This is a genomic window from Sphingopyxis sp., from assembly GCF_036402335.1.
Classification (GTDB): Bacteria; Pseudomonadota; Alphaproteobacteria; order Sphingomonadales; family Sphingomonadaceae; genus Sphingopyxis.
The window spans coordinates 1-1,532 of sequence record NZ_DASWTD010000553.1; the positions used below are offsets into that span (position 1 = coordinate 1).

Consider the following 1,532-nt stretch of genomic DNA (forward strand, 5'->3'; position numbering starts at 1 on the left):
AACTGGAGCTTCGCGACCCCTGACAAGACGATCATCCGCAAGAAATTCTCGGTCGATCTCGAAACGCTCAAAGCCCTGATCGCGCAGCACAATATCGTCGGCCTCGTCGTTGGCCTGCCGCTCAACATGGACGGCACCGACAGCCCGCGCACGCAAAGCACCCGCGCCTTCGCGCGCAACCTCGCGCCGCTCGCCCTCCCTCTCCTCCTCTGGGACGAACGCTGGTCGACCGCCGCGGTCGAACGCGCGATGATCGCCGCCGACGTCAGCCGTGCCAAACGCGCCGAACGTGTCGACAGCGCCGCCGCGGCCTTCATCCTGCAGGGCGCGATCGACGCCATGACGCGCGCATGAGGGCGCGCGCGTGACCGAATATATCCCCTACGGGTTCGGCGCAGCGAACGGCATCGCCTTCGGCCTGATGGTCATCGACAAGCGCCGCGCCGAAGCGGGGATACACCGCATCCCCGAATCCACCCTGCTCCTCTGGGCCTTCCTCGGCGGTACCTTCGGCACCGTGCTCGCCGCGTGCCTCGTCCGCCACAAGACGCGCAAACAGCCCTTCGTGACATGGATGCTGATCTGGCTCTGGTTCGACATCATCCTGCTTCTTCTCTGGGGGCTCGGAATATTGGAACCGCTGCTCGCCTCGGCGCTTGCGGGAATCGCCTCGGCGGCCTAGAGGCGTGGCTTTAATGACAAGCTCAACAATCCGGCCCGCCAGCGACTATCCGCCCGGCGGCGATGCGTTTCGCCATCGCCACCTGATCGGCATCGCCCAGCTCACCCCGTGGGAGATTTCCTACGTCCTCGACGCCGCCGAAGAGTGGGTCGACCTGAACCGCTCGGGCGCCGCGAAGCACGACGACCGGCTCGCCGGCCTCACGATCATCAACGCCTTTTTCGAAAACTCGACGCGCACCTTGCTGTCGTTCGAAATTGCCGGAAAACGTCTCGGCGCCGACGTCGTCAACATGCACGCCGCGCAGTCGAGCGTGAAGAAGGGCGAGACGCTGATCGACACCGCGATGACGCTGAACGCGATGCGCGCCGACGCGATGGTGATCCGGCACGGCAGCTCGGGCGCGGTCCAGCTCATCGCCGACAAGGTCGACTGCCCCGTGCTCAACGCGGGCGACGGCCGCCACGAACATCCGACGCAGGCGCTGCTCGACGCGCTCACCATCCGCCGCCGCAAGGGCAAGGTCGAAGGGCTCACCATCGCGATCTGCGGCGACGTCCTCCACAGCCGCGTTGCGCGCTCGAACATCCTCGCGCTCACTCTGCTCGGCAACGAAGTGCGCGTCGTCGCGCCGCCGACGCTGACCCCGCCCGCGATGGAACGGATGCACGTGCGCGTCTTCACCGACATGGACGAAGGCATCAAGGACGCCGACGTCGTGATGATGCTACGCCTGCAAAACGAGCGCATGGACGGCGCCTACCTGCCGTCGGCGCGCGAATATCACGCGCTCTACGGCCTCACCCCCAAGCGCCTCGAAAAGGCCAAGCCCGAGGCGATCGTGATGCAT

3 protein-coding genes are annotated in these 1,532 nt (G+C 66.1%); all 3 read left to right on the forward strand.

Going from position 1 to position 1,532, the window contains the following annotated elements; translation table 11 throughout:
* Nucleotides 1-354: Holliday junction resolvase RuvX (gene ruvX, locus VGD20_RS18045; RefSeq protein ID WP_331135763.1), on the forward strand; the 354-nt coding region annotated here is incomplete at its 5' end.
* A gap of 10 nt (nucleotides 355-364) precedes the next feature.
* The gene (locus VGD20_RS18050; RefSeq protein ID WP_331135764.1) at nucleotides 365-682 is read left to right on the forward strand and encodes a DUF1294 domain-containing protein; all 318 of its coding nucleotides are present in this window, start codon (nucleotides 365-367) and stop codon (nucleotides 680-682) included.
* Between the two features lie 13 nt (nucleotides 683-695).
* Nucleotides 696-1,532, forward strand: an 837-nt coding sequence (locus VGD20_RS18055; protein WP_331135765.1) for an aspartate carbamoyltransferase catalytic subunit, incomplete at its 3' end; no start/stop codon positions are given.